The following is a 22,590-nucleotide window of genomic DNA, read 5'->3' on the forward strand; positions in this document are numbered from 1 at the left end:
AGAGTATAGCCGACATACAAAGCGTCACGTTTCTCACATCGCTGAAATTAAGCCTGATGCGGACTGTGTGCCTCCTGTTGCCTCTTTAAAAACAGCCGAATTTTCAGTAAAATAATTTTCATGGCAAGCTACACATTTTAGACACATTTCATAAATGTCATGAATGAGGTAAACAATAAAACAGTGTTCCTGGCGTAAGCCTGTTCACTTACATATTTGGTGCTCATGCTTTATACTAATAAAAGCGCAAAAGTACAGGAGGTAACACGAATCATGGACCAACTCAACACGAAAAGTCATGGAATCGATACCGCAGAAATGATGGACGACATGACCTTTGTTTTATTCGGAGCAAGCGGTGATTTGGCGAAACGTAAAATCTATCCCGCTCTCTATAACTTATATATAGAAGGGAAAATGCCGAATTCCCTTTCCGTTGTAGGCCTTGGACGTAGACAGTATTCACAGGAAGATTTCCACAGCATCATTAAAGAGTCTCTGGAATCTTTCTCAAGAAGAGATGTAGACGAATCGAATTTGGACGAGTTCCTTGCTTCTTTCCGTTATTTCATTTTTGATGCGATGAAGGATGAATCGTATCAAGGATTGAAAGCCTTTATTGAAGAAAGGGAAAGTGAGCTTTCGATACCAGAAAACCGTCTTTTCTATCTTTCGGTTGCACCGAAGTTGATTGAGCCGATTGCGGCTTCTCTTCACGAAAATGGAATCACAGACACGAGTGGCTGGAAGCGCCTGATCGTTGAAAAGCCTTTCGGAAGTGACTTGCACTCTGCTCGTCATCTAAATAAAGAGCTAACCAAGGTATTCCAGGAGGAAGAGATTTTCCGTATCGACCACTACCTTGGAAAACCGATGGTGCAGAACCTTGAGTCGTTGATCCGTCCGAATCCGATTTTGAAGGCATTGTGGAATCATGAGCAGATTGCGAACGTTCAGATTACAGCGAGTGAGACCGTCGGTGTTGGAACGAGAGCTGGTTATTATGATAAAGCTGGAGCCATTCGTGATATGGTACAGAACCATTTGCTGCAGCTTGTGATGATGACCGCGCTTCATCACCCGGAAAAATTGACGCCGAAACAAATTGAAGAAAAGAAAAAAGCAATCATGGAATCGCTGCGCCCAGTAGAGGAAGATGAAATTTCTAAACATGTGGTGCGTGGGCAGTATGAAGCGGGTGAAATGAACGCAGAGCCGATCCCGGGTTATTTAGAAGAAGACGGTGTTGCGGAAAACTCGAACAACGATACGTACTTCGCTGCTCGTTTGTACATCGACAACGATTACTGGAAAGGCATTCCTTTTTACATTCGTACAGGGAAACGCCTCGAGAAAAAATCGACACGTATCATTATTGAGTTCAAGAACGAGGTTGCTGCTGATGAAGATGCGGCAGGGGCTGTGTCCAACTTGTTGATGATCGAAATCAATCCGAACGAAAGTGTCGGGCTGCGCATCAACTTGAAGGACGATTCAAATGAAAAGTTCGAACCGGCGTACATCAACTTTTCTAAAAACTTGGATGCTCAGCCAGAAGCTTACGAAAATCTATTGGATGATGCTATGCTTGGGCATTCTACGTATTTCGCTCATTGGAGTGAGGTGGAACTTTCCTGGAAGTGGGTGCAGCCAATTCTGGAAGCATTCGAAAACGACGCTCTCCCTCTTCACGGCTATCAAGCTGGATCTGAAGGACCGGAAGCAGCTGAGAAGCTATTGAACGAAGACGGCTATACATGGTGGTAAGAACTTTTTACAGATAGAATGGAAAGGATTTGATCGGAACATGGATAAGCAGAATATTGGAGTCATCGGTTTAGGAGTCATGGGGGCGAACCTTGCCCTGAACATCCAGGATAACGGCTACACCGTGTCTGTCTATGATTACTGGACAGACCGTGTGGACGAACTGGTCGGAAATGATGAGAATACAGGCAATATTTCTGGTGCTTACAGTGCCGAAGAATTCGTCGCTTCTCTTGAAAAACCACGCAAAATCTTGATGATGGTCAAAGCAGGCGACACGACAGACAAAGTCATCGAAAGCCTTGTCCCTCACTTGGAAGAAGGCGACATGCTGATCGACGGCGGAAACACGTACTACGAAGATACAGAGCGTCGTGCTTCCTACTTAGAAGAAAAAGGTATCCACTTCATTGGTACAGGATTCTCTGGCGGTGAAGAAGGTGCCCGTAAAGGACCTTCCATCATGCCAGGAGGACCAAGCGAAGCGTATGCAGAGGTTAAGCCGATCTTCGATGCGATTGCAGCGAACGTTGAGGACACACCATGTGCTGCCTACATGGGACGCGGCGGTGCCGGTCACTACGTGAAAATGGTTCACAACGGCATCGAGTATGGTGACATGCAGTTGATCTGTGAAGCATACTTTATCATGAAAAACGTCCTTGGTCTCTCTGCTAAAGAGCTTCACGAAGTCTTCAAAGAGTGGAATGAAGGCGAACTCGACAGCTACCTGATCGAGATTACGGCAGACATTTTCACAAAAGTGGACGAAGAAACAGGCAAGCCGCTTGTTGAAGTCATCCTTGATACGGCCGGTCAAAAAGGAACAGGAAAATGGACAAGTAAGAGTGCCCTTGACCTTGGTGTTCCACTACCGATCATCACTGAATCCGTATTCGCACGCTTCATCTCTGCGATGAAAGAAGAACGTCAAAAAGCGAGCCAATACCTGACTGGTCCAGAAGTCACTTTTGATGGAAACAAAGAAGAAGTCATCGAGTCTCTACGTAAAGCGCTGTACATGAGTAAAATCTGCTCCTACGCGCAAGGTTTCGCGCAGATGCGTGCACAGTCAGAAGAAAAAGGCTGGGACCTACAGTACGGCGACATCGCGATGAACTTCCGCGGCGGCTGCATCATCCGTGCCCAATTCCTGCAGAAGATCAAAGACGCGTACGACAAAGACGAGAATCTGACGAATCTGCTTCTTGATCCGTACTTCCAGGATATCGCTGTTTCTTATCAAAAAGAGCTTCGTGAAACACTCGCTCTTGCGATTCAAAACGGGGTACCGGTACCTGCGTTCTCAAGCGCCCTTGCTTATTACGACAGCTACCGTACGGCCAAGCTTCCAGCGAACCTGCTGCAAGCACAGCGTGATTATTTCGGTGCGCACACATATCAGCGTGTGGATAAAGAAGGTACGTTCCATACGGATTGGATTAATGGATAAGTATTTGGAAAAAGCACAAGCCTGTAAGTACAGGCTTGTGCTTTTTTATATCAAAAACGCTCGCACGCAATAAACTCCGCTCATGCTAGTGCGTTTTGATTGAATTCCACGCCCTCTGTCTTGCTCATTTCGTACATGCTACCCCTTCAAAAGGACTATATTTTACAAAATGTGGTATACAGTCTTTAAGACAGAAAGGGGATGGAGAAATGAAAATCAAGCAACCAGCAGGATTTTGGGTGCGGTTAGGTGCCAGAGCACTGGATGGAATAATCTTGGGCGTCGTATTCAGCATACTCACTTACTTGATTTACGGAGAATTTTTTAGAGATTACACTCCTTTAGACACTTTGAATATGCTGTATTTCGTACTAATTCCCGTTATCTGGTACGGCTATACGATTGGAAAGAAAGCCACTGGAGTCCGGATTATACGAAAGAATGGAGAAAAAGTAGGTGTTGGAAGAATGTTATTGAGAGAGTTTGTAGGTTCGCTGATTTACGCTTTGACCCTTGGCATTGGAATTATAGTCAGTGCATTTATGGTTGGGTTACGTGATGATAAAAGAGCGATTCATGATTTTATTGCCGGAACCTATGTCACTCATCAGAGTCCTGAAAATTCTTCACAACAGGTGATGGAAGGAAAGCATGCATAATCAACTGGAAATATCGCTAACCTAAACCATAGTCTTGATTCTGTAATATCCGTGCCCGGTTCCTGCAACACACATATCAGCGTGTGGATAAAGAAGGTACGTTCCATAGGGATTGGATTAACAGTTAATCATTATGAAAAGAGCGCAAGCCTTATAAGGCTTGCGTTTTTTTATACAGCTGCGATCAACCATTTGATTAAAATTGCTTGTTCTAAAGTTAGATCTTCACTGTTTAACACGACTAAAAATTCCATTTAGTGGTATATGTTACATAAGGCGTGGAGAAAATTGAGTCGTGGATATATGTAAACGAAGCAGGCCAGGGTTACTTCTCCGCTGCGTAGCTCCCGTTCCTCTGAATATCATTTGAACTTCCTTAAACAACCCTGGTGGTTATAGTGACCCTCACCCAATGTGAAAATTATTACAGATACGAATGGCGTAACTATGTTTTTTTACCTATTAAAAAGTTCTCATCATTGAACAATAAAAAGAAATATAAAGTCCAACTATGTAGATTTTTCTACTAAAGTACTTTATTAATACCAATCGTTCGTATATACTAAAAATAGTTCTTTATAATGAACGATTGAGTTCAACTGTCAATCTTCATTAAATAATGACATAGGGAGTATTTATGTTCTTGATGATAGTAAATCCCTGAGTTATCCATTTATCATTCGGATATAGAGTGATGAGTTTAATTTATTTAGAAGAATTAATCTGCGTGCCAATGTTTTTAGTAAAGATAGATTTTTAAGGTCTAGCGTTAAAAACGACGGAGTATCTTTTTGCTGGTACACTTTTATCCTTAAACCTATAAAAGTAAAAGTGGATCTGCCTAGTAAATGTTTCGAGAAAGAGTTTTTTTAACCGTTCGTTCTTTAATAAGAACCGTTGTAAACAACTAACGAATGGATTGAAATACTGTTTTCCAGAATGTGAGATAAGGGTGACGCAACCAAATTACCTGCAATCTTTTCTTCTAAGAAGATCATCGAATTCCATTCGTAAACTGGATAGTTTTTGAAGCACTTTTTACCATACTACGAAATAAATCGAACCCATACATTTCGGTTCGAAATAAAATCTAGGGGTGGAATAAAATGATAGATTTACACAGTCACATTTTACCTGGACTGGATGATGGAGCTCAGACGATGGAAGAAAGCATTAGAATGGCTAAAACCGCCGTCGATCAGGGAATTGATACGATGGTAGCTACTCCTCATCATCTTCACGCAAAATATAATAATCCGAAGGAGCTCATCCTACAGAAAACGGCTCAGTTAAATAATGAGTTATTCCAACAAGGGATTGATTTGACGGTGCTACCTGGGCAGGAAATAAGAATCACAGGAGAAATGGGGCCATTTGAAGCTAAAGAGGTACTTTCTATCAATGACAAAAGCGGCTATGTTTTCCTAGAGTTGCCCAACCATGAACTCCCGCACTATGCTAAGAAAATGTTGTACGACATTCAAATGTTAGGTTATAAACCTGTTCTCGTTCATCCCGAGCGAAATAGAATTCTTCGTGAGCAACCAAAGGAGCTCTACAATTTAGTAAAGAATGGAGCCATCACACAAGTTATGGCTGCCAGTGTAGCAGGTAAATTAGGGAGGGAAGTTCAAAAATACGCTTACCAAATGATTGAGTCTAATCTGACCCACCTTGTAGCTTCCAATGCCCATGATTCGAAGAAACGTGGTTTTTTCATGAAAGAAGCTTACAGTAAAATAGAGAATAAATTCGGTGCAGATCTTATGTATCAATTCATGGAAAATGCTCATGTTGTTCTTGAAGGGGAAATGGTTTATACAGATCCTCCAGAACGGATTAGAACAAAAAAACGCCTGGGAATTTTTTAATATTGAAGAGTAATGTGGTTATAACAACAATTATGATGGCAGTAGTGCAGGGTGGTTGAAAAATCTATCGTCTGCAAAGGAGAATTATTCGATGGCACATTAAAAACGCAAGTCCCCGTGATCGGGGGCTTGCGTTTGTTTCTAGCTGCTAATCGTTCGTGTTCTAATATTCTAGCTTACTTGCTCATTATGCGTTTTATCCAAGGTTTAATCATGATACTTCGCCTTGTTAGTACTTTTTTAACATATGTTTCGGCTGCGAATCAATGGAAGAAAAAAAGCCACTGGAATATTTCCAGTGGCCTATATCATTATTTGAAAATTAACACTTTACCAACCGTACCATCTTCACTTTGACCAGTGACTCTGAACTTCAGTCCATACTCAGGAACGTTACGTCCTGCATCTACAAGACCTTTGTTGGAGTAGTCTGCACTATCGTCAAAAAGAGGTGTGCGCTTGGTGTAATTATCTTTCATCGTTACACCTAAAAGGTTCCTATAATCTAAATACATTTTTTCAGATTTATCAAGGCTGAATGCAGCATCATGGACTTGGAAACGAGTGGATCCAACGCTGCCATCACTCCATTTGTTTACATGCTGGTCTGCATCGACAACCCCTACAAAACCATCTCCAGGGTGAATACCTGTCCAGTTTTCAGAGTATTGCTTATCCACGTACCATACCACTAGTCCATCATCGAATGTCATGAGACTGTCGCCACGGCGGATGTTTGCTAAGCCTTCATCCACGCCATTGTGACTGCGCCATTCAAGCATGTAATAGTGCTCAGAACGTTTAATTCCATCACTTTTATCGAAGCCATCAAGTGTGAAAAGAGCTTCACCTTCTGCATCATCAAATACAACTTTTTCTCCATCAACCACAATAGAAAGGTCGTCTGCATAAAGACCTGGGTTGGATACAGCCGCATCTGTTACGTATTCAATAGCCACTTCGACTTCCTGACCTACGTATGCAGAAAGGTCGAAGGAAGCGTCAATCCATCCGTCCGAGCTTCCAGTTATGCCGTTACCAAGATTAGAACCATATGGATTTGTGTTTGTCGTAATATCGCTTGCGACTGGCTCACCATCAACAGTTACGTATGCATAATCCCAATCTTTTTCAATGTCGTACCAAGCTTTAAAATTAAATTCAGCACTTGTTGCATTAGTTAGGTCTACAGTTTTTGTTAGGTAATTGTGAAGATCATCAGCGCTATCGGAGAAGTACTCATATTCACCACTGGCAGGTTCGTTGATGACTGTTTCTTTTTGCGGCAAATTCACTTTAACGACATCTTCGTTCGTACCTTTTGTATTTGCTTCGTCTAAAAGAACTTCTAATCCTTTACCGTCAATCTCTTCATGGTCAACTTCTGTACCTGTTAACCAGTTACCTTTAGTACCTTCGTTATCTACTACTGCCGAGGCTTGAAGCATTTCTTTCATATAAGGACTGAATCCTGTCGGCATCGTCCCTGGAATCTTCCCAGCCCAGCTGCCGCTCGACATAATGGACCAGTAGCTGACCGGCTCGCCGGCACCTGTGTATTGAGTATCATACTCATCCGGAAGCCCAAGGTCATGTCCAAATTCGTGGGCCATGACTCCTACAGCACCGTCTTCAGGCTCGATTGTGTAATCGTAGGCCGCCATAGCACCGCCCCAATATCCGACAGTTGCTTCTGTATCGGAAATAGGAGTTACTGCTCCAAGATTCCAACGGTGAGACCAAATCGCATCAGAACCAAGGGATCCCCCACCAGCTTCTTCACCAACTCCAGAGTGGATGACCATTAAGTGGTCGACTAATCCATCAGCCTCTAGGTAGTTTCCGTCACCGTCCAGGTCATAGCGATCCCACTTGTCATAGTCAGCAAGGTTTACTTCTGGATCAGCAGCAGCAGCTTCCAAAGCTTCTTTAACTAATCCACGTGCATTGACATCACTATCATCCTCTGACGGATAGTTACCGCCATACTCAGCAGCAGGTTTACTAGCCGTGTACCAGCCAGCTACTTCACCTTCAACAGAGTAACTCCCACCAGATTGCTGTTCATAATATTGTTTCATAGATACATAGTTTTTCCCGTCCGGACCTGTCCAACCGCCTGTACCGAAGAGCATGTCCTGATAATGTTCACGGGAATAGGCATCATCATTATCATAATACATATCTGTTTCATCAGCAGACATGGAATTATGAGGTTTATCCGGGTAGTCTACAAGAAGTACTAGAACTTTGTCTGTACGCATTTCGCCGTCATAAGCTTCTTCTTCGACACTATCAGGCGTGTCCGCTTGTCCAAGTTTGTTTCCTTTCCCATTCGTCAAGCTGTTATTGTCCATGGCTTTTTCTAATTTTGCCTTCGTATCTGCTTTTTTATCATCTAACTGACCTTTCGCTTTTTCAGCGGAAGCCTGTTTAGATTTCAGGAACTTCTTCAAGCCCTTCTCAGCCTCGGCAGGTGAAGCATCTTTTGCGATTTTTCCACTTTCCTTCAACATCTCGATCAATCGTTCGTCATTCGCAATAGCTCCGTCGAAAGGCATGCCTCCCTGGGAATGTGAATGAGTTTTATGTACGTTCTCATGACCGGTGGTCGGCATTTCGAAAGCACTGGCGCTCATTGGCCCCACAGCGAGCGCTAAGGCTAAAGCAGATGTTACAATCTTTGACGTTTTCTTCAATAAAATGACCCCTTCCTTTAGAAACTTTTTTTATCCTACATTTTCTAATTTATCAAAATTGAACGAACAATCAACATTATATGCAAATAATTCAGAAAAATAAGAAAAAAATACTATGGGGTGATATATATAGAGGTGTTTAAAGTTCATCATATGACAATAAGCAATGTGAAACGTCAGAATTTGATCTCTTATTCTATTAATTTTTCAAAAAAAGTATATATACTGAATGAATTGGCAACATTTCGTTATAAGTATGGAGCCCAACTAATTTTCCATTTTTAAATAAATTAATTAGGTCCTCATCAATGTAATGGACAAATGGTGAGCAATTACTAAAGTTATTCTACCTCTCATTTAAGGACTTCTGCATGAAGGTTTTCGATTGACCTTCAATACTTGATGCCGTTTCAACAGCTCTCTAGGGGTTATAGGGCTTATGGCACTTCTTTGTCATTGTCCATACTAAATGAGTTTTTTTGCTTGTTCTTAATAAAGAATATGAGATAATTCCAGTAAATTGGTTTAATTAGAAGATATTTCTCTACTTTTGTCTCCAAATGCTTCGAAATGAAAGTTGATATTAACATCTAAACTACTATAATTAGTTAAAAGGTCAGGTGTCAAAAGTTTTATATTTTTCTTTTTATATAACATGAAGGGAGGTACAACGCTGCGGATAAAAGTGGTTCATCGCTATGCCACGATGAACCGTTATCTTTAAGTAGTCATGTGTACACTTTCATTCTCTATAAATAAGTTTTGTCATATGAAAAGATTGAAGGTTATTTCGATCGTCATAGTGATTGTATCCTTGTTACAAAGATGAGCGAATTTCGTTATTAAGTGTAGCTTGGGCCTACTAGGTTGGATTAAGTGTCAGCGAATAGAGCCAAGTCAGGAAATAACTACCACAAATGAAATGGAGGGGGAACCATGGATAGCTATATTTATAAAGGTAAGGACAGCGAGCTTTGGCACGAATATTTAAACCAGATGAGAAACAAAGATATTTATTTCACTCCTGAATACTTAACATTGCACGAGCTGAATGGGGAAGGAGAGGCGACCCTCTTTTTGTATGTAGAAGGCAACGAGTTTATTTATTATCCTTTTTTGAAGAGGAAGCTAAGTGAATTGCCGCACTTGAGTTTGAACTCAAATCTCTCTGGAGAGTTATATGATATAACGACACCTTATGGGTACGGGGGACCTATTTCAAATATTAAGGATGCTTCAAGAAAGAATCAATTCTACAAGAATTTCACGAAAGCCTTTGAGAACTATTGTGAAAAGGAAGGAATCGTGACGGAGTTCGTACGCTTTCACCCTCTGATTGGAAATCATCAAGATTATCTTTCTATAGATTCTACTTATCTTCGAAATACCATCCATGTAGATTTAACAAAGGATTTAGATGAAATTTGGGCTAATTATGACAGCACAAACAGAAACCGAATTCGTAAAGCAAATAAAAATGGTCTCGAGGTGATCCACAAGCCTTTGCACCAACGTAAAGATTTCCTTCGCATCTACTATGCCACAATGGACAAAAATAATGCCAGCCAATATTACTATTTTTCAGAGCAATACTTTCAAAATAAAGCCGAATTACTTGAGGAGAAGGCAGAACTATTTGAGGTGAGGTACCGAGGACAGATCATTTTCTCAGGAATTTTTATGAGATATGGAGATTTTCTTCATTATGATTTAGTAGGGTCCGATTTAAATTATTTGAAGATTTGTCCTAACAATTACGTCATTGATTATGCAGCAAGATGGGGTAAAGAAAGAGGGATGAAGTACCTACACCTTGGAGGAGGATATTCAGGCAACGACAACTTGTTTCGTTTTAAGAAGAGGTTCAATAAATATGGAGAACTTCCTTTTTATATAGGAAAAAAAGTGCACAATAATAACATCTATCAAAAATTGACAGAAAGGATGGATAGTGGGAGCGGATACTTCCCAATGTACAGAGATACGTCGATATTAGAGAAAAAAGAGACTGTCGTAGGTTAAGAACAGATCATGGAGAAGGGATCCTCATGGGAAAAGTGCCCTGCCTAAGTTTTGATCTTAATTGCAACAGTGAATTTTCTATATGAGATTATGGATTATTTTCAATGATTCAAAGAAGATATTTGTAGAACATTGTTATGGCAAAACGATCGAACATGCTTTAAGAGGTTCCTCTGAGAGAGAAGTCCTTGTTAAAGATTGGTTTCGAAGTCAAGTTCTAACGAGCACCACTACGCGGCCAACGTCTGGTAATGCTTCTGTGAAAAATCCGGTTCAATGAAAACTGTTGGATAGTAATAATGGTGTACGAAATCCAGACACCTACCCAATCTTTTATTAGATCAATAACAGTAAATGATCGTCCATCAACGAACAGTTGGTGGACTTCGTCTATCAATCCATAAAAAGAGGCAAAAATAGCAGCAAGTAAATTTGTCGCTTTAGTGAAGCGACTATGAACGTGAAGAGCCAGTACGATGAGAATGTAAAGAAATGCAAACTCAACCAGGTGCAAACTTTCCAGGAAAAATCCTAGTGTCATAAAATCCACTCCTTTATCGTCTCAATAGAAAGACTAGATTGAATCCAAATAAGTATCATATAAAGGAGGGGCAGTATTGTAATTATTGACTTTTTCATCATAAGACCTCATTCCATGAACTTTTTAAATAGTATGGGAGATAATCTATGATTTTATAATTGTAGAATTGTAAGTCTTTCCTTCTCGCTATATAATAGAATGAAAAAGTGATATAAGGTGGAGAGATTTGTAAATGAAACGTTCGGATAAACATAAGAAGAGAAAAACACGATGGTGGAAAGTCGCGCTTGTTTTATTGGTATTGTTATTAGTCCCTGCAGGTGTATATAGTTACTCCTTGTACAGTGGAGCGAAGAACACGGTGGATTCAAAGATGCACAAAGAAGTCTCATCCATCGATCATGAATTGACAGAGAAAAAGCGCAAGGAAAAAGAACCGCTTAACATTTTGCTGATGGGCGTCGATGAAAGAGCTGGCGATTCCGGCCGTTCCGATGCTTTGATGGTATTGTCTGTGGATCCGAACGAGAATCGCAGCCAAATCATCAGCATCCCTCGTGACACACGTACGGAGATGGTCGGCGATTCTTCTCAAGCGGGTAATCTGGATAAAATCAATCATGCTTACGCTTTTGGTGGAGCAGACATGGCTATACAGACTGTCGAAAACTTCCTTGATATTAACCTTGACTACTATGTCCAAGTGAACATGGAAGGTTTGGAAGAAATGGTGGATGCCGTTGGCGGAATTACCATCCAAAACGATATTGAATGGTATGGGAAGGATAACTTCCATTATAAAAAAGGTGAATTGACCATGGATGGGGAAGAAGCTCTAGGGTATGTTCGTATGCGTTATGATGATCCACAGGGTGACCTTGGGCGTAACGAACGTCAACGTAAAGTCATCCAGGGTATTGTAGATAAAGGGATGAATGTCGGATCCATTAATAAAATTGGTAATGTCATGGACGTTCTTGGTAAGAATGTTTCTACCAATATGGATTTCAGTACAATGCAGGATTTGATGAAGAACTATAGTGGGGCGAGAGAAAATCTGTCTACCTATCAGATGACAGGTACTGGCACTAAAATTGATGGAATTTATTATTTAGAAGTACCGGACCAGGAAGTGCAGGATGTCCGGGAAATGATACTAGATTATAATTCATAAGCTGCTCTTATACGAGCGGCTTTTTTTCTTTTCTTAGATTTGTAATAGAATGATGACGAAATAAATATTACCCGGGAAATTATTGTCTGTTTTTAGTGAGTTATATGCAACCATATAGAAAATGAATAATGAAAAAGAAGAGGAGAGCACTAAGCTTTCCTCTTCTATTTGATATTCAGTAAAAATAGTCTTCTTTCCACTTTTCAAGTTCAGACTGCCAATAGTGATTAAGTTTAAAATATTCTTCCGTCTCATTCCCAGCATCTGTTGAATTACCATTTGGATCAATCCATCTAATTAATAGACCATCTTTGAAGTAATAGCGATTTTCCTTGTTATGATCATCAGAAGTAAATATGAATAGCAGTTCTCCGTCATCACCATAATAGGATTCAACTCTTGAGCCGTTGAATTTTTCCTGGACTAACTTTTGTCTCATACCATTTTCGTCTTCATACTCGTTTACATCAACACTAACTTCCAATTCGGTGTAAAGGTGTTCGTTCTCCTTTATTTTATTGTATTTTTCACGGATGTTTTCTACCTCAGATGGCACATCAAAGTCTCTTGATAGTATCTCTTCATTGTCTTTGAATACGAGTGTATGGATGAATAAAGAAAGGTCCTCTTTTGAGCTTCCGGTGAGTATTGGGATGGAGTATCCACAGGATCCTGATGTTTCTAAAATATCGGATGAGAACATTGTTTCTGGTGCTTGCGAATCGCACATGGTTTCAATATTGAATTCTGTATGGATGCCTGTTTCCTTTTGTACTTTTTGTGCTATATAAAAGATATCTTGAGCCCATGCTCTTAAAGCCTCATACTCCTGTGAATCATAGGATTGGTACAATTCCCCCAGGCCATCATCTTTTATGTCTTTGATATGTATCCTTAGGTGATTTTCGTTATCATCAATCTTCCAAACACCTAAATCGTAAGGGTGAACTTTGGACAGCCGATTTAATTCTTCTTCGTATTGGAAGAGTCGTTCCTCTTTCTCATTGGCGTCAGGCGTTACTGAATCTTGATCTTCAACTTCATTTCCTTCATTTGCATAAGCAATTGGTTTCTCTTCTGGTATTTCTGTTTTTCCGTAGACTTTACTAGTCTCTTTTACTGGCTGTTCCTCAACTCCCTCTTGATCATCCGCTTTTCCTTGCTGATGGATTTCCTTGTTGGATGTTCCTTCCCATACGAAGTATAAAACGGTTGATAAGGAGAGTATTCCAATTAGCGCCAAGATAAGTATTCGTCTTTTTTTCTTAACGTTTCCTTCAGTTTTTTGAGGAGGTTTCGCTGCTTCTAAGTCGAGGATCCTCTGACCACATTGCACACAGTATGGTTTTCCTTCTACCAGCTTTCCTCCACAGTTTTTACAGAAGTTGTTCATTTGTTAACCCCTTTCTTAAGTTGCGTGAAAATAGATCTAGGCTACATGCATTTCTTATCTTATTTAAAGGAGAGGTGATCTTGTTCTTACTTTTTAAAAAAACTAGAATTCAACAAAAAAAGAAAGGGTCTGCTATGTTTTGTGGATTGTAAGGCAACCAGTCTACCTTTTAAAGGGGATGTGGAACAACCACATACTTTTATTGGAAAAAAGGTTCTTTTTTATTTGCTTTTTACCATACATATATATTTGTACCCATACCTCCTAAACATTTGTGACTACACCCCTCTTCTTCATGATAGGAAAACTTTCCGCCATTGAATCTTTACTAATCCCTTTGAAGGAAAGGAAGTGAATGCAACCGCTAATATGAAACAGAGGAGGATCCTACTAAAAAAGTGTCATGGCCAAGTTTTCTAATCCGATAAGTGTAAAAGTATTCAGATAGGCTCCTCGCTGTACTTTTCAAGCTGTTATAAAAGTGTCAGCGACAATGTTTAAGGGGAAGGGGATCTTTTTAGAATTCAACATTTACTCGCGTGATCCAATCCAACAGAAAGGGTTGATTCTATGTTTTGTTCGAAGTGTGGAACCCAAGTGGAGGCAGATTCAAAATTTTGCGGAGGATGTGGCACACAAGTGGAAGGAGGAATGAACCAAAGCAATCATCAACCATCTACTCAAGCCCTTCAACCGTTGGCGGCGTCTGTAACGGCCCCTGCTCCTCAAAATGAATACGTAGAAAGAGCGAAAAATACGAGCAGGCAATTTTACCAATTTGCTATCCAATCTTTGAAAAAGCCGTTTTCCACTTGTAAGGAAGTCAATGATGGACAAAAAGTCAACGGCCTTATATCCCTGGCTTTATTTGCATTTCTATTTCCATTGTTCTCCTATTTTGTTACTCGGAATGTTTCGAGAGGTGTAGGTTCTTTCACTGGTGTTAACCCTGATATTCCATTCGGTTCCTTTGTAATTCAGCCCTTCTTTTATGCTCTTCTTTTCTTTGCTGTTTTTGTAGCGGTTCACCTGGGGGTTGGGAAAATGATGAAAGTTGAAACCAATTATCTATCTGTCCTTGCTAAATACGGCTCTCTACTCGTCTTACCAATCACCGGATTGCTTATAGCCAATCTCTTTGCTTTATTGTCCTTGAGTGCCGTGGCGACATTCTTTTTCTTCATATCCCTAGCTTTATTCACGGCAGCGAGCTTCTCCTTATTATTTACATTGAATGCTGAAAAGACCTCTGATTCTGGTTTGGATGTCTTCTATGGTCTGGTTATTACAAATATCGTTATGGTCATTTTTTATTTTATTGTTGGAGTGAGCATTTTTAATCAGATTATTAGGGATCTTCAATCAGGACCTCTAGGATTCTTTATGTAATGAGTCATTTGTACAAAAGCGAATGTTTTTGTTTTAAGCCTCCCTTAAATGATGACCACGGGGAGGTTTTTCTTTCATCATGAACTCTTTTGTTTTATTTCATCTGAAAAGGAGGGGGAACGGTGAAGTATTGTACACAGTGTGGAAATGAGCTTCCCCTTAAAACAAAGTTTTGTACGAATTGTGGAAAGACACTTGAAGGAAAACGTGTTCCTTATGGGAGTATATCCAATCGAAGAAAGGTTATGGGGATTTTGGTGAGCGTAGCTATTGTTCTTTTTCTTACGCACCTGTGGGTGGAAAACATAATCGATCCATACAAAAGAATTGAAAAGCTGGATGACCGTATGATGGCTGATGACGCTCACGGTTTCTTTGAGCACGTTAGTTTAGAAAAAGACGGGATTGTGAATAAAGAGGAATATCTGCAGTATATCCGGGAAGGCGATTGGGATTTTGTTATAGACCAAATAATTCAGGTTATCGAACATTCCGATAAAGATTCTGAAGTTGTGATGGGATGGGACGGTAGAGAAGTATTGAAGGTTGAAAAGCGCAAATGGCTGTTAGGCTTTTATGAAACCTATAACATTCAGGGCATTCACAAGAATCTCCATTTGAAAACGAACGTTGCCCCGTTGTCCATAACTATAAATGATGGTAAGGAAATGAATATATCAGAGGAAGATGAGTATCGGGATATAGCTGTCGTCTATCCAGGAAGTCATACCATTCGATGGAAGGGTGAAAATGAATTTGGAGAGTTCGTCGATGAAGAGGAAATGAGCGTCTCGCTTTTTGAAGGTGGATCCCCGGAAGTGAAAATGGAGGTTGACTTAGATACGTTTACCCTAAAGAGCAATCAGATGGATGCGGCTCTTTTCTATAATGGGGAGGACACAGGGTATCTGCTAAAGGACTTTGCTGAGTTAGGTCCATTTCCTTCTGAATCATCATCCATTCTACATGCAGAAATCCAAGATGCTGAAGGTAATGTCCTTCGCACGGAAGCCATACAGCCGGAGCAACTGTCGTCTGATTCAATGTCGTTTATCTTTGAAGTGGAAAAAAGTGATGAGGAGAAAGAGTTAGAGAACGCAGAAGAGAAGCCTATTGAAGAAATCGATCTGAATGATGTGCCGGAGGAAGAGTTAATAGATCAAGCTGAACAGCATGTTTTACATTTCAGAGAAGATTATGAAAAGGCCTTAAACACGGAAGACTTTACATTGGTTGCTTTTTACTTAGGTGAAGGGAGCGAAGCAGCTATTGAATTAGAAGAATACATGGAAGATGTGAGGGGGAATGGTTATCATTTTGACTTTCAGGAAAATGTGATTGATGATTCCCAAAAAGTAAGGGATGACTTATATAAGGTTACGACAAGAGAAACATTTACGTTTACAGACCAAGGTGGAATGGATACGGATTATGAACGATATAAAGAATACGTGATTTATTTTAGTTCACACGGTTTCAAGATTGTGGAGATCCATATTAATGATACGAAGCGTAACCAAAGATCATCGATTCATCAAAAGTAAAAGTATCCATGAAAAAGACCTGAAAAGTGAGGGCTGAATAAGCCTGCACTTTTTAGGTCTTTAGCATTTCCTTATGACCTTTTGATTGCTAGCGCTGATGTAAAACTTTTTGGGCTGTCTCCTGCGTAGCTATGAATTGAAGATCTGTATGGTCCTGAAGTAATGTCACTGGATAGCGGACATTTTCTTCCCCGTAAATGGCTTGATAAAAGGCTTCCTGCTGCCAGGATCCCCCATCGCAATAAAGGCGGATTTTCCTTGCGTTCAGAATATCTTTCATCCCTAAGGTGATGGCCATCGGAGGAAATTCATCAAAACTTCCGCCATTAGTTCGGATACTATTCATCACATGTGTTTCAGGCGCTAAGGATAGAATGCGGGTTTTAGAGTTTTTGAATTCTTCGGTGGTTACTTGCTGGAAGCGGGAAATGATAGGTTCATTGAAAGCGACGTGCCCATGGACACCCACTCCTCCCAAACATAGATCAACGCCACCAACCTTTTCGATTTTGCTGCTTATCTCATCAATGTTGTACACATCCGGAAAATGGCACTGATCTTTCGGGGGCCTGAGTGGAGGATTTAGGCTTTTGTAAAATTCGTTCATGAACTTTCTAAAACTATACGAATGATCTTCTGCAATGGGACGTCCTTGCCAATCCAGGTATTCATCCATGTTGAAGATATGGACGTTCTGCCAAGAAATCTTTTCTTCATTAATGATGCGGGCTAGAATTGGGTAGGGGCGAACAGGTCCTACCGGCAAAATCAGTCTGGTCGGTAAGTTCTTTTCGTTGCGCTCTTGAATAAAATCAGCAAGATAACGGGCAAAATGATGGGCTGAAGCATCGGGTTCTTCTGTCAACGTGTAGGAAACGTTTGTTCTTTTCATCTTTTCCCTCCAATCATAAATCAAGAATGGTGTTCACATTTTCCGAAAAAATGCGTTTCTGAGTGGTTTCATCGAGATTAAGCATCTGAAATAGTTTTTTATGGTCGTTGTAAGAAGCTTCCAAGTCATCGTAGTGGACATCAGAACCGAAGACGAGTTTATTAAAAGCTCCTTCCCAGTAGAATAGATCCTGAAAGAAGGAAGGAGATTTTCGGTTTCGCCACCCCATTGGTGACCCTGACAAATCGACATAAGCATTGGGGTGGAAGCGAGCCATCATAGCGGCCTCTTCGTGCCACGGCATTCCCAAGTGAGCGATAAACATGGTCAGGTTGGGAAAAGAGCGCGCTACCCTGTCTAACATGACCGGACGCATGCGGGCCGATGATACATCATCGCGCTGATCCACTTTCGTTTGCAGAATGAAGCCTGTATGGAAAAGGACCGGCATGCCAAGTTCTTCGATCTTTGCATAGATAGGATCATAGCGGGGGTCATCATAATTGTGCAGCGGGCGGGTCGTTTTAATTCCTCTAAAGCCCTCGGCATATAAGCGTTCCACGTCTTCTACGGTCGACTCCCCCAAACGGATCACTCCGAATCCTATTACTAGATCTGGATAGTCTTTCATCGCTTTTCTGACATCTTCATTTGTAGGAGAAAGATCTCCAAGCCAATTATCTGAAGGGAGACCGAGACCGCTTAAGCAGACACGGTCAATACCGATTCGGTCCATGTGCTTTATTAAATTCTCCGTATAGTTTGGGACGTTGAGGATGTGGTGGTGCATATCAATGACGCTCATACTTTTCCTCCTTTAAAAGAAGTGAGTGGATCTAACAGAATTTCCTTTCCGGTTCGGACCGATTCCTCCGCGGCAAAGGCAATTTTATGACTCCAATAAGCTTCCTCCAGACCTCCGTCCATCGTCTTTTCTGATTTGATCAGACGCGCGAATTCTTTCATCTGTTCAACTTCACCTGGATGATCAAAACCTGTCTGTTTAATTCCACCAAGGTGAAAGAGGGAAGCGTTTTCCGTGTTCTCTGAGATCAGTTTTTGCTCGTTGGGATTGTATATAAACGTATTTTCTTTTTGAAGAACGCCGACTTCCAGATGGTGTTGCTCATAGGATAGAGAAACCCCTAAGTTTCCAAAGGTTCCGTTCTCGAATTCTACAATGACCCATCCGTTTTCTATCATCTCTCCAGGGTGGTCTCCTTTCGCGAATACAGCACGAGGAGGGGACTTTATAAGATTGACCATAAGATCAAAATGGTGGATGTTTTTTTCTAAGAATGTCCCTCCGGTCCGGCTTCTCTCCAGTCGCCATCTCTCACTCCCTTCACGAAAGGGAGGTCTGAACTCATGGCACCAAACGGATAGAAGGGGTGTTGTATCCAAGTGTTTTTTTAACCGAATGAAACCAGGGTCGTGTCTCAGTTCTGTACCGATCACAAAAGTTTTTTCGTAAGTTTCTATCTTTTTATAAAGATCTATGAATGGATCATGTTCCGTAACCAAGGGCTTTTCTGTAAAGATAGCCACCTGGTTTTCCATCGCTTTGTTCATGTTTTTTTCATGAAGGTCATTGGGTGTAGCAATGACGACAGCATCTATCGTTTCATTCCTATACAGTTCTTCTTCCTTTTGATAAAAATGGGCCCCAGGGAAGTGGTGTTCAACAAATGCTTTTGGTTCTTTATCTACATAACCAGCGACTGAAAATTCGTTGGTATGTTTCATTGCTTTAAGTAAGGATTTTGAACGATTCCCAGCACCAATCAACCCAATTGAAATGGTCATCTCAACAGCTCCTTATCCTTTTACTGATCCAGCTGTCATTCCAGCTATGAAGTATCTTTGCAGGAACACGTAAGCAATAATCATGGGTGCTGAAGCAATCATGACACCAGTAAACAACATCGGGAAGTTCGTCATATACTGTCCTTGGAATTCTAATAGAGCGAGAGGCAGGGTTTTGTATTCGTCTTTCGTAATGAACAGTAAAGGATACAACAAGTCATTCCAATGCATGACAAAAAGAAAGATGGCTGTTGCAGATAATGAAGGCAACGATAAAGGCAGGGCAATTCTGCGGTACACCTGCCAATTGTTCGCTCCATCAATGGTACAAGCTTCAAATAATTCTTTCGGAATGGTCTTCATAAATCCTGTCAAAATGAAGACTGCCACTGGTAAAGTTACAGATATATTGACAATCATCAATCCACTAAGCGTATTGGTTAAATCCAACCGGTAGATCAATGAGTAAAGTGGAATCATATTTACCTGTGCCGGCACCATCATTCCGAGGGTGAACAATCCGAAAAGTAAACCGCCCATCCATTTGTTCATTCTCGTAATGGCATAGGCAATTAAACTTGCAAAAAACAATGTGAACGTTACGGATACAAGGGTAACGATGACGCTGTTTTTGAAATATGTAGCCATAGCTGTCTCATTGAAGATTTGTACATAATTGGAGAAGTTGAATGATTCAGGCAGGCCTATGGGATTTTCATACATTTGTGATGTTGTTTTAAATGTAGAAAAGAAGACGGTCAACATGGGAATGATGATGATGGCTGCATAAATGAACAGCAGCACTCTTTTTCCTAATCGATCCATAGATTCTTTCCCTCCTTTTTACGTGGCTCTTGATCTTAAGACTCTCATTTGAACAATGGTGATTATCGCAATGACAATCATGAAAATGACAGATTCAGCTGATGCATATCCGAAGCGGTAGCTCCGAAAAGCTGTATTGTAAATAAGCGTTGCCAGGATTTCTGTAGAGTAGTTCGGGCCACCTCTGGTCATGGCAAAGATCAAATCGAAAGCCTTAAACGATTGAATCGTTGTATAAGCGACAACAATCGTAGCCGCAGGTGCAACAAGTGGCCAGGTGACTTTTTTGAACGTCTGCCATTTGTTTGCTCCTTCCATTTTGGCGACCTCATATAAATCTTTCGGAATCCCCTGCAGGCCGGCGACGAAAATAATCAGCATCTGCCCTGTATGGAACCAGACTTGAACTGCGGAAATGGAGTAAATGGCGATATCTTCATTTCCAATCCAATTCAAAGCAAGTGAATCCAGGTTGATCGCCTGCATGACGGTGTTGATCAGTCCGAGGTTCGGGTCATACATATAGGACCAAATAAAAGCAACGGATACGGAAGACAAAATCGTTGGAAAAAAGTAAAGCGCCCTTAAAAATACACTGCGTTTAGAGTTCTTCGTTAAAAACAGGGCGAAAACTAAAGAGAACAAGGTTTGAAAGATTACGACAAACAGCATGAACTCAATATTATTCACTAAAGATTTACGGAAGATCGCATCAGCCGTGAAAATTTCAACGTAGTTGCTGATTCCGACAAAATCGTACTCTGCAGATAATCCATCCCAGTTCGTGAAGGAATAGAAAAGAGCACTTAATGTAGGGTAAATAAAAAAGATCAAGTACAGGATCAATCCTGGAACGACAAATAGGTAAATGGATTTTCCAGCTTTCATAAGTGCCTCCTTAGTCATAAATAGAAGAAGAAAGCGTCTGTTATCATGAACGGCTTTCTTCCCCTATAAGGAATCATGGTTATTCTACAAATTGGTCGACCACTTTTTGTGCTTCAGCTGCGGCTTCTTCTGGAGATGTGCCTCCGATAACGGATTGAATGGAAGCAATGACCGCTTTTTCAATGTCTGCACTATTGATTAAGTAGCGAGGCTGGAAGCGTGTCTCTTTGTCCATCCAATCGGCTGTGTTTTTCAACACTTCAGACTCATAATTCACATCGCTGACGGTGAGGTGCTGACCCGTTTCATTTGCATAAGTACTGGCATTCTCAGGTTGGCTTAAAAACTCAATGAATTTCTTCGCTTCATCTTTTGTGTCCGAGTTCTTATTGACAGCCATCATGAATGTCGTGGTGTGAACCCCTTCATAGACGGCTTCATCTGCAGGAACGGTGATCGGTGCCAGTAGTCCAAGCTCCATGTCTGGATTCTGTTCTTTGATACTAGCCATGGCATACGAACCACTTCCGAGCATCGCTGCTTTTTCTTGAGCCATTAGTGCAATCGCACCGTCGTGTTTTGTTCCAAGGGAATCATCCTGGAAATACCCTCTGTCGGCTAGTTCCTTGAATTGACTTAGTGTTTTGACCCACCACTCGTCCGTCAATTTTGTTTCTCCATTTTCCAATTGTGTAAAGATATCTTCATCTGTTGCATTATTCATCATCATACTGTTCATTAATTGTCCTGGACCAATGTCTGCACCAGGGAAGGCCATTGGGGCGTACCCATTTTCCTTCAACGTTTCATTCATAGCTAAAAACTCTTCCCAACTCTGAGGGATTTCAATTCCCAACTCCTCGAATATCCCTTTGTTGTAGACGGGCTGGTTGAACACCAACTGATAAGGAACGGCCCACTGTTTCCCGTCTTTCTGACCAGCTTCAAGTAAACTCTCATTAAAGTTGGAGAGTAATTCTTCTCCAGATAAATCCGTCATCAATCCTGCTTTATCCATAATTTCGAATTGAGAACCTGGAAAGGATGTGAATACATCGCCGACTTCTCCATCTCGAATGAGTGTCTGTGCTGTGGATTGATATTGTTCGGATGGATAAATGGTCATATCCACTTTAATTCCTTCATTTTCCTTTTCAAACTTTTTAATGAGCTGATCGAAAACCTCTTTATCTTCCCCACGCCAATGAATGAAACTGATCGTTTTACTTCCATCAGCATTATCAGATTCACCAGAGCTCTCCGATGAACAAGCGCCTAGAACCATTGTCATTAAAATAAAAACGGCAAGCATCATATGCTTAACATTCACTAATTCGTCCCCCTTTTATTTTACATACTAACGTTGCTACCTTAATTAATAACGTTACAACCTTTAGTTCCATGCCTCCTCTCTTGATAACGCTTTCATTGTCTAATATTATATGGACGGGTCCCAAATATTTCAACACTTTTTAGAAAATTAAAAATTTTGTATTCGATATAAATATGTTTAAATCGCTGTTTCATGCGGTTTAGTGGAAGGTAATTAAAATTTCCTCTTGCCAGATTGAATGCGCTTCCAGTACAATGAATAACAACAAAGATACCTACGTTTTATGAAAGGTAGATATCTTTAATGTGGAGGGATGATATGCTGGACCAATTGC

The 22,590-nt window shown here is 40.8% G+C and carries 17 protein-coding genes and 1 pseudogene; 9 read left to right on the plus strand and 9 right to left on the minus strand.

Annotated elements, in window-relative coordinates:
- Positions 1 to 321: 321 nt before the first annotated feature.
- From zwf to ACQ4XT_RS08825, 4 genes are all read left to right on the plus strand, one after another.
- Entirely contained in the window at positions 322 to 1,767 is a 1,446-nt protein-coding gene (gene zwf / locus ACQ4XT_RS08810) for a glucose-6-phosphate dehydrogenase (protein ID WP_446855630.1), read from the plus strand.
- Positions 1,768 to 1,807: 40 nt separating this feature from the next.
- Complete coding sequence (gene gnd / locus ACQ4XT_RS08815) at positions 1,808 to 3,220, plus strand: NADP-dependent phosphogluconate dehydrogenase (RefSeq protein ID WP_446853365.1); 1,413 nt, start codon at positions 1,808 to 1,810, stop codon at positions 3,218 to 3,220.
- A gap of 209 nt (positions 3,221 to 3,429) precedes the next feature.
- Positions 3,430 to 3,879, plus strand: a complete 450-nt coding sequence (locus tag ACQ4XT_RS08820; RefSeq protein WP_446853366.1) for an RDD family protein — start codon at positions 3,430 to 3,432, stop codon at positions 3,877 to 3,879.
- Positions 3,880 to 4,985: 1,106 nt separating this feature from the next.
- Complete coding sequence (locus ACQ4XT_RS08825) at positions 4,986 to 5,750, plus strand: tyrosine-protein phosphatase (RefSeq protein ID WP_446853367.1); 765 nt, start codon at positions 4,986 to 4,988, stop codon at positions 5,748 to 5,750.
- A gap of 311 nt (positions 5,751 to 6,061) precedes the next feature.
- Here the strand turns inward: ACQ4XT_RS08825 and ACQ4XT_RS08830 are convergent, their stop codons facing one another.
- Complete coding sequence (locus ACQ4XT_RS08830) at positions 6,062 to 8,389, minus strand: immune inhibitor A domain-containing protein (protein ID WP_514132557.1); 2,328 nt, start codon at positions 8,387 to 8,389, stop codon at positions 6,062 to 6,064.
- Positions 8,390 to 9,385: 996 nt separating this feature from the next.
- On the opposite strand from ACQ4XT_RS08830, the gene ACQ4XT_RS08835 reads away from it, so the two are divergent.
- Entirely contained in the window at positions 9,386 to 10,471 is a 1,086-nt protein-coding gene (locus ACQ4XT_RS08835) for a lipid II:glycine glycyltransferase FemX (RefSeq protein ID WP_446853369.1), read from the plus strand.
- A gap of 217 nt (positions 10,472 to 10,688) precedes the next feature.
- Here the strand turns inward: ACQ4XT_RS08835 and ACQ4XT_RS08840 are convergent, their stop codons facing one another.
- On the minus strand, positions 10,689 to 11,012 hold the full coding sequence (locus ACQ4XT_RS08840) for a VanZ family protein (protein WP_446853370.1): 324 nt from the start codon (positions 11,010 to 11,012) through the stop codon (positions 10,689 to 10,691).
- A gap of 232 nt (positions 11,013 to 11,244) precedes the next feature.
- On the opposite strand from ACQ4XT_RS08840, the gene ACQ4XT_RS08845 reads away from it, so the two are divergent.
- Positions 11,245 to 12,186: an LCP family glycopolymer transferase gene (locus tag ACQ4XT_RS08845; RefSeq protein ID WP_446853371.1), complete on the plus strand. Its 942-nt coding sequence runs from the start codon at positions 11,245 to 11,247 to the stop codon at positions 12,184 to 12,186.
- Between the two features lie 175 nt (positions 12,187 to 12,361).
- Here the strand turns inward: ACQ4XT_RS08845 and ACQ4XT_RS08850 are convergent, their stop codons facing one another.
- Positions 12,362 to 13,429, minus strand: a complete 1,068-nt coding sequence (locus ACQ4XT_RS08850; RefSeq protein WP_446853372.1) for a hypothetical protein — start codon at positions 13,427 to 13,429, stop codon at positions 12,362 to 12,364.
- Positions 13,430 to 14,149: 720 nt separating this feature from the next.
- Here ACQ4XT_RS08850 and ACQ4XT_RS08855 point away from each other — a divergent pair.
- The 3 genes and pseudogenes from ACQ4XT_RS08855 to ACQ4XT_RS08865 form a co-directional block, all read left to right on the plus strand.
- A pseudogene (locus ACQ4XT_RS08855) lies at positions 14,150 to 14,212 on the plus strand (zinc-ribbon domain-containing protein); the annotation flags it as partial.
- Between the two features lie 18 nt (positions 14,213 to 14,230).
- On the plus strand, positions 14,231 to 14,968 hold the full coding sequence (locus tag ACQ4XT_RS08860; protein WP_446855632.1) for a DUF6574 domain-containing protein: 738 nt from the start codon (positions 14,231 to 14,233) through the stop codon (positions 14,966 to 14,968).
- Between the two features lie 122 nt (positions 14,969 to 15,090).
- Positions 15,091 to 16,512: a TcaA NTF2-like domain-containing protein gene (locus tag ACQ4XT_RS08865; RefSeq protein ID WP_446853373.1), complete on the plus strand. Its 1,422-nt coding sequence runs from the start codon at positions 15,091 to 15,093 to the stop codon at positions 16,510 to 16,512.
- 88 nt (positions 16,513 to 16,600) lie between these two features.
- Here the strand turns inward: ACQ4XT_RS08865 and ACQ4XT_RS08870 are convergent, their stop codons facing one another.
- From ACQ4XT_RS08870 to ACQ4XT_RS08895, 6 genes are all read right to left on the minus strand, one after another.
- Complete coding sequence (locus ACQ4XT_RS08870) at positions 16,601 to 17,404, minus strand: sugar phosphate isomerase family (RefSeq protein WP_446853374.1); 804 nt, start codon at positions 17,402 to 17,404, stop codon at positions 16,601 to 16,603.
- Positions 17,405 to 17,417: 13 nt separating this feature from the next.
- Positions 17,418 to 18,209, minus strand: a complete 792-nt coding sequence (locus ACQ4XT_RS08875; protein WP_446853375.1) for an amidohydrolase family protein — start codon at positions 18,207 to 18,209, stop codon at positions 17,418 to 17,420.
- A complete protein-coding gene (locus ACQ4XT_RS08880; protein ID WP_446853376.1) occupies positions 18,206 to 19,210 on the minus strand; it encodes a Gfo/Idh/MocA family protein in 1,005 nt (334 codons plus the stop codon). The genes ACQ4XT_RS08875 and ACQ4XT_RS08880 overlap by 4 nt, the downstream gene beginning before the upstream one ends.
- Before the next feature lie 12 nt (positions 19,211 to 19,222).
- Positions 19,223 to 20,035 carry a carbohydrate ABC transporter permease gene (locus ACQ4XT_RS08885; protein ID WP_146817133.1) on the minus strand — a complete coding sequence of 271 codons (813 nt, stop codon included), beginning with the start codon at positions 20,033 to 20,035 and terminating at the stop codon, positions 19,223 to 19,225.
- A gap of 18 nt (positions 20,036 to 20,053) precedes the next feature.
- A complete protein-coding gene (locus ACQ4XT_RS08890; RefSeq protein ID WP_446853377.1) occupies positions 20,054 to 20,923 on the minus strand; it encodes a carbohydrate ABC transporter permease in 870 nt (289 codons plus the stop codon).
- Positions 20,924 to 21,002: 79 nt separating this feature from the next.
- Positions 21,003 to 22,238 (minus strand): ABC transporter substrate-binding protein, encoded by a 1,236-nt coding sequence (locus ACQ4XT_RS08895; RefSeq protein ID WP_446855633.1) that lies wholly within the window; start codon positions 22,236 to 22,238, stop codon positions 21,003 to 21,005.
- Positions 22,239 to 22,590 lie beyond the last annotated feature (352 nt).

This window comes from Halobacillus sp. 12SKB (genome assembly GCF_052941655.1).

Coding starts and splice junctions, on each gene's coding strand:
- zwf (WP_446855630.1), top strand. CDS start 322: ATGGACGACATGACCTTTGTTTTATTCGGAGCAAGCGGTGATTTGGCG.
- gnd (WP_446853365.1), top strand. CDS start 1,808: ATGGATAAGCAGAATATTGGAGTCATCGGTTTAGGAGTCATGGGGGCG.
- ACQ4XT_RS08820 (WP_446853366.1), top strand. CDS start 3,430: ATGAAAATCAAGCAACCAGCAGGATTTTGGGTGCGGTTAGGTGCCAGA.
- ACQ4XT_RS08825 (WP_446853367.1), top strand. CDS start 4,986: ATGATAGATTTACACAGTCACATTTTACCTGGACTGGATGATGGAGCT.
- ACQ4XT_RS08830 (WP_514132557.1), bottom strand. CDS start 8,389: ATGAGCGCCAGTGCTTTCGAAATGCCGACCACCGGTCATGAGAACGTA.
- ACQ4XT_RS08835 (WP_446853369.1), top strand. CDS start 9,386: ATGGATAGCTATATTTATAAAGGTAAGGACAGCGAGCTTTGGCACGAA.
- ACQ4XT_RS08840 (WP_446853370.1), bottom strand. CDS start 11,012: ATGACACTAGGATTTTTCCTGGAAAGTTTGCACCTGGTTGAGTTTGCA.
- ACQ4XT_RS08845 (WP_446853371.1), top strand. CDS start 11,245: ATGAAACGTTCGGATAAACATAAGAAGAGAAAAACACGATGGTGGAAA.
- ACQ4XT_RS08860 (WP_446855632.1), top strand. CDS start 14,231: ATGAACCAAAGCAATCATCAACCATCTACTCAAGCCCTTCAACCGTTG.
- ACQ4XT_RS08870 (WP_446853374.1), bottom strand. CDS start 17,404: ATGAAAAGAACAAACGTTTCCTACACGTTGACAGAAGAACCCGATGCT.
- ACQ4XT_RS08875 (WP_446853375.1), bottom strand. CDS start 18,209: ATGAGCGTCATTGATATGCACCACCACATCCTCAACGTCCCAAACTAT.
- ACQ4XT_RS08880 (WP_446853376.1), bottom strand. CDS start 19,210: ATGACCATTTCAATTGGGTTGATTGGTGCTGGGAATCGTTCAAAATCC.
- ACQ4XT_RS08885 (WP_146817133.1), bottom strand. CDS start 20,035: ATGGATCGATTAGGAAAAAGAGTGCTGCTGTTCATTTATGCAGCCATC.
- ACQ4XT_RS08890 (WP_446853377.1), bottom strand. CDS start 20,923: ATGAAAGCTGGAAAATCCATTTACCTATTTGTCGTTCCAGGATTGATC.
- ACQ4XT_RS08895 (WP_446855633.1), bottom strand. CDS start 22,238: ATGATGCTTGCCGTTTTTATTTTAATGACAATGGTTCTAGGCGCTTGT.